This window comes from Delftia sp. ZNC0008, assembly GCF_000799035.1.
Lineage (GTDB): Bacteria > Pseudomonadota > Gammaproteobacteria > Burkholderiales > Burkholderiaceae_C > Comamonas > Comamonas tsuruhatensis.
The window spans coordinates 1-8,135 of the sequence record NZ_JTKZ01000740.1 but is presented as its reverse complement, the minus strand read 5'-3'; the positions used below and the strand labels follow the sequence as shown (position 1 = coordinate 8,135).

General features: G+C 69.8%; 4 protein-coding genes. 3 read left to right on the top strand and 1 reads right to left on the bottom strand.

Annotation, left to right across the window (positions count from 1 at the left end; translation table 11 throughout):
- Positions 1-30: 30 nt before the first annotated feature.
- Complete coding sequence (locus L995_RS24100) at positions 31-1,185, bottom strand: sensor histidine kinase (RefSeq protein ID WP_026062438.1); 1,155 nt, start codon at positions 1,183-1,185, stop codon at positions 31-33.
- 191 nt (positions 1,186-1,376) lie between these two features.
- On the opposite strand from L995_RS24100, the gene argH reads away from it, so the two are divergent.
- From argH to L995_RS24085, 3 genes are all read left to right on the top strand, one after another.
- Positions 1,377-2,858: an argininosuccinate lyase gene (gene argH / locus L995_RS24095; protein ID WP_016445811.1), complete on the top strand. Its 1,482-nt coding sequence runs from the start codon at positions 1,377-1,379 to the stop codon at positions 2,856-2,858.
- Positions 2,859-2,883: 25 nt separating this feature from the next.
- Complete coding sequence (locus tag L995_RS24090; protein ID WP_047473957.1) at positions 2,884-3,882, top strand: Bug family tripartite tricarboxylate transporter substrate binding protein; 999 nt, start codon at positions 2,884-2,886, stop codon at positions 3,880-3,882.
- Between the two features lie 451 nt (positions 3,883-4,333).
- A partial coding sequence (locus L995_RS24085) for an MG2 domain-containing protein (RefSeq protein WP_047473958.1) occupies positions 4,334-8,135 on the top strand: 3,802 nt, incomplete at its 3' end.

Below are 8,135 nucleotides of genomic sequence, written 5' to 3'. Positions count from 1 at the left end.
CGCAGCCGCGCGCGGGCCAGGGCTTCGTCGTCAACGATCAGGATGTGCATGGTGCTTCTTCTTCGATAAAGCCTTCGTGGGTTGGCTGGCAGGCGGTGCCAGCGGCAGGCTGATGCGCACCACGAAATGCCCGTTGAGCGTGCGCGCCGTGAGGTGGGCCTGCAGGTCGTGCAGCAGCGACAGCCGGGCGCGCACATTGGCCAGCGCAATGCCGTTGCCGCGCGTGCCGGCTGCGCTGGCGGAATCGATCTCGGAGGGCAGGGTGTTGGTGATGCGCACCTCCACCAGATCGCCACGGCGCTCGGTGCGCACCTGCAGCTTGCCGCCGCGTGCGCTGGGCTCCACGCCATGGCGTATGGCGTTTTCCACCAGCGGCTGCAGCAGCAGCGGCGGCAGCAGGGCGCCGTGGGCGGCAGGGTCCAGTTGCCAGCGCACCTGCAGCCGTTCGCCAAAGCGCACCTGCTCGATGGCCAGGTAGCGCTGGGCCAGCTCGATCTCCTCGGCCAGCGTGGTCGTGCTGTGCGGCTCGGCCAGCGCATAGCGGAACAGGTCGCTGAGGTCCTCCAGCAGGGCCTCGGCCTTGGCGGGCTCGGCGCGCACCAGGGCGATGGCGCTGTTGAGCGTGTTGAACAGGAAATGCGGGCGTATGCGCGACTGCAGCTCGGCCAGCCGCGCCTGCGTGTCGGCGGGTGCGTGGCCGCGTGCGCGCAGCACCAGGGCTGCGACCAGCAGGGCTGCCAGCAGTCCGCCGGACACGGCGCTGGCCAGCCAGGGGGCGCTGGTGCCGCCGGCCAGGTGCAGCATGGCGCAGGCATACAGCCCGGCCGCCATGCCCAGCAGCACGCCGGCCGCGTACTGGCCGGAGGCGGGCAGCCGCTGCAGCGGGTGCTTGAGCAGGCAGGCGGCCACCAGCCAGACCAGCGTGCCGGGCAGGCAGGCGCCGGTCAGCAGGGCCATGCCCTGCAGCCACTGCAGGGGCGAGTCGGCGCCGAACATCGAGGCCGTTGCCACCACGGCCTGCACAAACAGCACGGCGCGCAGCACCACGCCTACGTTGCAGGCGTCAAAGACCAGCGCCGCGGGCAGGGGCGGGGGGGCAGTGGTGGGGGTCGGCTGGGTCGGCAAGGGGCGGCAGGTAGTGTTTCGGCGGGTGGGGTTCGCGCCGCATGCCCGGATTATGGTCATGCCGGGCGGGCCTGCACAGCGGTCACACCGCCCATGCACACCCATGCACGCCCATGCAGGCCCGTGTAGGCCCCTGCACGGGCGTGGCGCCGCCCAGGTCGATAGAATCTTCGCTTCCTGCCTGCGCCGGGGGGCGATGCCGCCCGCCGCCTGCGCTGCCTGCACAGCCCCATCGAAGATCGCGTCCTCACATGTCTGCCAATCAACCAACGTCCGCCTCGCACAACCAGCTCGATACCAAGGCCCAGGCCTGGTCCGCTCTCTTCGAAGAGCCGATGAGCGATCTGGTCAAGCGCTATACCTCCAGCGTGTTCTTCGACAAGCGCCTGTGGCAGGCCGACATCACGGGCAGCCTGGCGCATGCCGAGATGCTGGCGGCCCAGGGCATCATCGCCGCCGCCGACCATGAAGCCATCCGCAAGGGCATGGCGCAGATCACGCAGGAGATCGAGTCCGGCCAGTTCGAGTGGAAGCTCGACCTGGAAGACGTGCACCTGAACATCGAGGCCCGCCTGACCCAGCTGGTCGGCGACGCCGGCAAGCGCCTGCACACGGGCCGCAGCCGCAACGACCAAGTGGCCACCGACGTGCGCCTGTGGCTGCGCGGCGAGATCGACCTCATCGAAGGCCTGCTGGGCGAGCTGCAGCTGTCCCTGGTCGAAGTGGCCGAGAAGAACGTGGACGTGATCCTGCCCGGCTTCACCCACCTGCAGGTGGCCCAGCCCGTGAGCTTTGCCCACCACCTGCTGGCCTATGTGGAAATGTTCAAGCGCGACGCCGAGCGCATGCTGGACCTGCGCCGCCGCGTCAACGTGCTGCCGCTGGGCAGCGCCGCCCTGGCCGGCACCACCTACCCGCTGGACCGCGAGCGCGTGGCCCGCACCCTGGGCATGGAAGGCGTCTGCCAGAACTCGCTGGACGGCGTCAGCGACCGCGACTTCGCCATCGAATTCACCTCGGCCGCCAGCCTGTGCATGGTGCACGTGAGCCGCCTGTCCGAAGAGCTGATCATCTGGATGAGCCAGAACTTCGGCTTCATCCGCATCGCCGACCGCTTCACCACGGGCTCGTCGATCATGCCGCAGAAGAAGAACCCCGACGTGCCCGAACTGGCGCGCGGCAAGACCGGCCGCGTGGTCGGCCACCTGATGGGCCTGATCACCCTGATGAAGGGCCAGCCCCTGGCCTACAACAAGGACAACCAGGAAGACAAGGAGCCGCTGTTCGACACGGTGGACACCCTGAAGGACACGCTGCGCATCTTCGCCGAGATGATCGGCGGCCAGGCCGACCCGGCCACGGGCGGCAAGAAGGGCGGCATCACCGTCAACGCCGAAGCCATGCGCGCCGCCGCGCTCAAGGGCTACGCCACGGCCACCGACCTGGCCGACTACCTGGTCAAGAAGGGCCTGCCCTTCCGCGACGCGCACGAGACCGTGGCCCATGCCGTCAAGCTGGCCTCGCAAAAGGGCGTGGACCTGACCGAGCTGCCGCTGGCCGAACTGCAGGCCTTCAACCCCGGCATCGAGGCCGATGTCTTCGAGGCGCTCAGCCTGGAAGGCTCGCTCAATGCGCGCAACACCCTGGGCGGCACGGCGCCGGCCCAGGTGCGCAAGCAGCTGGCAGGCCACCAGGCGCGCTTGAACGCACGCCTGAACGCACGCCTGGGCTGATCCCCCCGTTCGCCGGAGCCACGCCATGACATCCTCCCGCCGCCAACTGCTGACCGGCGCGCTGCGCGCCGCCGGCGCAGTGACTGCCGTTGCCGCCTCGTCGGCCCTGGCTCCGCTGGCCTGGGCACAGCCCGGGCAGGCCATCCGCATCCTGGTGGGCTTTCCGCCGGGCGGCGGCACGGATGCCATCGCACGCCTGCTGGCCGACCGGCTCAAGGACGTGCTGGGCACCACGGTGCTGGTGGACAACCGCCCCGGCGCGGGCGGCCAGATCGCGGCGCAGCAGCTCAAGGCGGCTGCGGCCGATGGCCACACGCTGTTCCTCACGCATGACCACACCATCTCCATCCTGCCCCAGGTGGTGAAGAAGCCGGGCTTCGACTCGGCCCATGACTTCGTTCCCGTGGCCGGCTTTGCCACCTTCGTGAACGCGCTGGCGGTCTCCGCCAGCACGCCGGCGCGCAACCTCGCCGAGTATGTGGAGTGGGTGCGCCAGGGCGCAAAGCGCGGCAGCATAGGCATACCCGCGCCCGCGTCCACGCCGGAATTCCTGGTCAGGCTGCTGGGCGAGCACTACAGGCTGGACTTGGTGGCCGCGCCCTACCGGGGCAGCGCGCCCATGCTGGCCGACATGCTGGGCAACCAGATCCCGGCCGGCATCGCCTCGGTGCAGGACTTCATGGAAAACCACAAGGCCGGCAAGCTGCGCGTGATCGGCGTGCTGGGCACGCGCCGCCAGGCCACCATGCCCGAAGTGCCCACGCTGGCCGAGCAGGGCGTCAAGGGCTTCGAGGACACGCCCTACTACGGCATCTACGCGCCGCGCGGCACGCCCCAGGCCTTCATCGACCGCTTCTCCGCCGCCGTGGCCACCGTGCTCAAGCAGCCCGATGTGCACGAGCAGCTCACCGCCCTGGGCCTGACCGTGGGCCACATGCCGCCCGCCCAGCTGGCCGAGCGCGAGCAGGCCTATACCCAGGTCTGGAAACGCATCATCCAGACCAGCGGCTTCCAGCCGCAGTAAGACAGGCGGACTGCGGGGCGACAGCCTCCGCGGCCGGCAGGCGCTGTGAACCGGCAAGCGCTGTGTCTTGGTGCTGCCATCGCCGGGGTTGGCAGCGCGGCGTGTGGCGCGAATCCTTGTGATCAGACATATATGACGCCCTTGTGCGCCGATGTCTTACAGATGGATACACCGCAGACCCGGTTCCGGGCACCCGCAGCAGGGCCTGCAGCGGATGCGGCCCGGTATCATCCCGCGCAGTGGTTTTCAGCCGCAGCGGATGCGGCCCTGCATTCGGCGCATGCGGGCGGCGGGCATCTGCCTCGTTGCAGCCCTTGCCGCCGAGCCCTGCCTGCAGCGCAGGGTTTTTCATTTGCGGCCCGTGCACCGTGCACGGCGCGCGCCGCAGCGCTGAAAGCCTGCTCATTCCAAGAAAACACCGGGCCATCTGAGCCCGACAGAAGGGATTGCCATGGGGGTGCTTCGCACGACAGCGATCAAGGGGTTCCAGAGTCCGCCGGCGCACGGCCGGCCCTGGGGCCGGTGGGGTTTGGGCCTGCTGCTGGGATCGGCGGCGCTGGCGGCGCAGGCCGTGGGCGTGCGCCAGTTCAGCCCGCAGGGAGAGGTGGCCAAGGTCGAGCAGGTGGTGGTGCAGTTCGATGGCACGGCCGTGCGCTTTGGCGACCCCAAGGCCGCCGCGCCGGTCACGCTCAGCTGCAGCGATGCGGCGGCCACCCAGGGCACGGGCCGCTGGAACAGCGACCGCGAATGGGTGTTCGACTTCAAGCAGGCCCTGCCGCCCGGCGTGCGCTGCACGGCCCAGCTGGTGGCCGGCTACAAGTCGCCTGCGGGCACGGCCGTGACGGGCGCTGCCAGCTACCAGTTCCAGACCGGCGGCCCGGCCGTGCTGGACATGGCACCCGACACCTATGAACAGATCGACGAGGAGCAGTACTTCGCGCTGCGCCTGTCGGGCCCGGCCACCGTGCAAAGCCTGCAGCAGCACATGTGGTGCACGGCCGAAGGCGTGGGCGAGCGCATTCCCGTGCGCCTGATCGAAGGCAAGGAGCGCGACGAGCTGCTCAAGCACCGCGGCTGGGACAAGGCCGCTGCCAAGAACCCGCTGCAGTACGCCACGCTGGCCTGCAACCGCCGCCTGACGGCGGGCACGACCATGAAGCTGGTCTTCGGCGCCGGCATTGCCACGCCCAACGGCGTGGCCAGCCGCCAGGACAAGCGCTTCGAGTACCGCGTGCGCGAGCCCTTCGCCGCCGAGTTCAGCTGCGAGCGCGAGAACGCCCAGGCCGCCTGCCTGCCGATCCGCCCCATGCGCCTGAACTTCAATGCCCCCGTGCCGCGCAAGCTGGCCGAGGGCATTCGCCTGAGCAGCGGCGCCTCCAAGGTGGCGCCCGTGATTGACGGCGAATACGGCGAAAAGCTCAGCGAGGATTCGCTGGTGCAGAACCTGAGCTTCCCGGCCACCATGCAGGCCCAGGCGCGCTACACGGTGGAGCTGCCTCCGCAGTTCAAGGACGCGGCAGGCCGCAGCCTGAGCAATGCCGACATGTTCCCGCTGCAGGTGGCCACGGGCGCGCTGCCGCCGCTGGCCAAGTTCGCGGCCTCGCCCTTCGGCATCGTCGAGCGCTACGCCGAAGGCCCGGACGGCCCGGCCCTGCTGCCCGTGACGCTGCGCAATGTGGAGTCCGAGCTGGCCACCAGGTCCCTGGATGCCAGCCGCGTGAGCACCAAGCAGCCCGGCAGCGATGCCGAGATCATCGCCTGGATGCGCCGCGTGGCGGACTACGAGTCCTCCGACATGGACCGCAAGCGCGCCTCGCGCGACATCAAGGGCCCGCTGCCGCCCGTGATCGACAACGAAAACCGCGACTATGTGCAGACGCGCATGCTGTCGCTGCTGGCCGGCCAGGGCGACGTCAAGACGCTGGAACTGCCCAAGCCCGTCAAGGGCGATCCGCGCCCATTCGAGGTGGTGGGCATTCCGCTCACGCCGGGCTTTCATGTGGTCGAGATCGCCTCGCCGCTGCTGGGGCAGTCGCTGCTCGACGAGCGCTACGGCTCGGCGCGCAGCATGTATGTGCGCACCTCGGCCCTGGTGACCAACCTTTCCGTGCACTTCAAGCTCGGCCGCGAGAACGCGGCCGCCTGGGTCACCACGCTGGACAAGGGCCAGGCCGTGGCCAATGCCAGGGTCCAGGTCTCCGACTGCAATGGCAAGGTGCTGACCTCGGCCACCACCGATGCCAGCGGCGTGGCCCGCCTGGACGGCCTGTCGCCCGAGCCGCCCCAGTGCACGGGCGGTGTCGGCTACCGCTCGCCGGCCTACTTCGTCAGCGCACGCGCCCAGGGCAAGGACGGCCAGCAGGAGCTGGCCTTCACCTGGAGCGACTGGCAGCGCGGCATCGAGTCCTGGCGCTTCAACGTGCCCACCAGCCGCAGCGCCCAGCGCGACGAGGTGGCCCACACCATCTTCGACCGCACGCTGCTGCGCGCCGGCGAGACCGTGTCCATGAAGCACCTGATGCGCACCCAGACCGGCATCGGCCAGGGGCAGGGCGGCTTTGCGCTGCCCGAGCAGCGGCCCACGCAACTGGTCATCACCCATGAAGGCAGCGGCCAGCAGTACACGCAGCCGCTGCAGTGGCGTTCCACGGGCACGGGCGGTCTGAGTGCGGAAAACAGCTTCTCCGTGCCCAAGGGCGCCAAGCTGGGTTCGTATTCGGTGGAGCTGCGCGGCGAGGGCAACGGCTCGCGCGGGCGCAACAACCGCTTCGGCACGGGCAGCTTCCGTGTCGAGGAATTCCGCCTGCCCGTGCTCGAAGGCCGTGTGGGACCCGAAGGCAAGCAGGCCCTGGTCGGCGTCTCCAGCCTGCCGGTGCAGGTGCAGGTGAACTACGTCTCCGGCGGCCCGGCCGCCAACCTGCCGGTGCGCGTGTCCGCCCTGGTGCGTTCCACCTGGATGGACCGCAGCGACTGGCAGGGCTTCAGCTTCTCGGCACCGCGCAGCGCCCAGGACACGGGCCAGAGCGATGACGAGGAGGCCACGGCCTCCCAGGACAGCAAGGTGGTGGCCGACAAGCTGCCCGTGACGCTGGACCGTGAAGGACTGGGCAAGCTCAAGATCGAGAACCTGCCCAAGCTGCGCGAGCCGCGCGAGCTGCTGATCGAGGCCACCTATGCCGACCCCAATGGCGAGGTGCAGACCCTGCGCAGCACGCAGATGCTGTGGCCCGCGGCCATCGTGGCCGGCGTGCGCGCCGAAAGCTGGATCACCACGGGCCGCAAGCTGCAGTTCCAGGCGCTGGCCCTGGGCGTGGACGGCAAGCCCCAGGCCGGCGTGCCGGTCAAGGTCGAGGCCATCTCCCGCGTCACCACCAGCAGCCGCAAGCGCCTGGTGGGGGGCTTCTACAGCTACGACAACCAGACCACGCTCCAATCCATGGGCACGGTGTGCACGGGCAACAGCGATGCCCAGGGCATGGTGCAGTGCGAGGCCCAGCTGTCGCAGCCCGGCGAGGTCGAGCTGATCGTCACCGCCTCCGACAAGGACGGCCGGCCCGCCCAGGCCGCCTCCAGCGTCTGGGTCACGCGCCAGGGCGAACTGTGGTTCGGCGGCGAGGACCATGACCGCATGGACGTGCTGCCCGAAAAGCGCAGCTACGAGCCCGGCGAGACCGCGCGCTTCCAGGTGCGCATGCCCTTCCGCTATGCGACGGCCCTGGTCGCCGTGGAACGCGAAGGCATCGTCAGCACCCAGGTCATGCAGCTCAATGGCCAGAACCCCACCGTGGAGCTGAAGGTCCAGCCCGACTGGGGGCCCAACGTCTACGTGAGCGTGCTGGCCCTGCGCGGGCGGCTGCGCGAGGTGCCCTGGTACAGCTTCTTCACCTGGGGCTTCAAGGCGCCGCGCGAGTGGTGGAATGCCTTCTGGCACGAGGGCAAGGAGTACATCGCGCCCACGGCCCTGGTCGATCTGTCCAAGCCCGCCTACCGCCTGGGCATGGCCGAGATCCGCGTGGGCACCAAGGCCCATCGCATCGACGTCAAGGTCACGGCCGACCAGGCCAGCTACCAGGTGCGCGGCACCGCCAAGGTCACCATCAGCGCCACGCTGCCCGACGGCAAGCCCGCCGCTGGCGCCGAGGTGGCGCTGGCGGTCGTGGACCAGGCCCTGCTGGAGCTCATGCCCAACACCAGCTGGCAGCTGGCCGACGCCATGCTGCGCCGCCGCGAGTGGGGCGTGCAGACCTACGCGG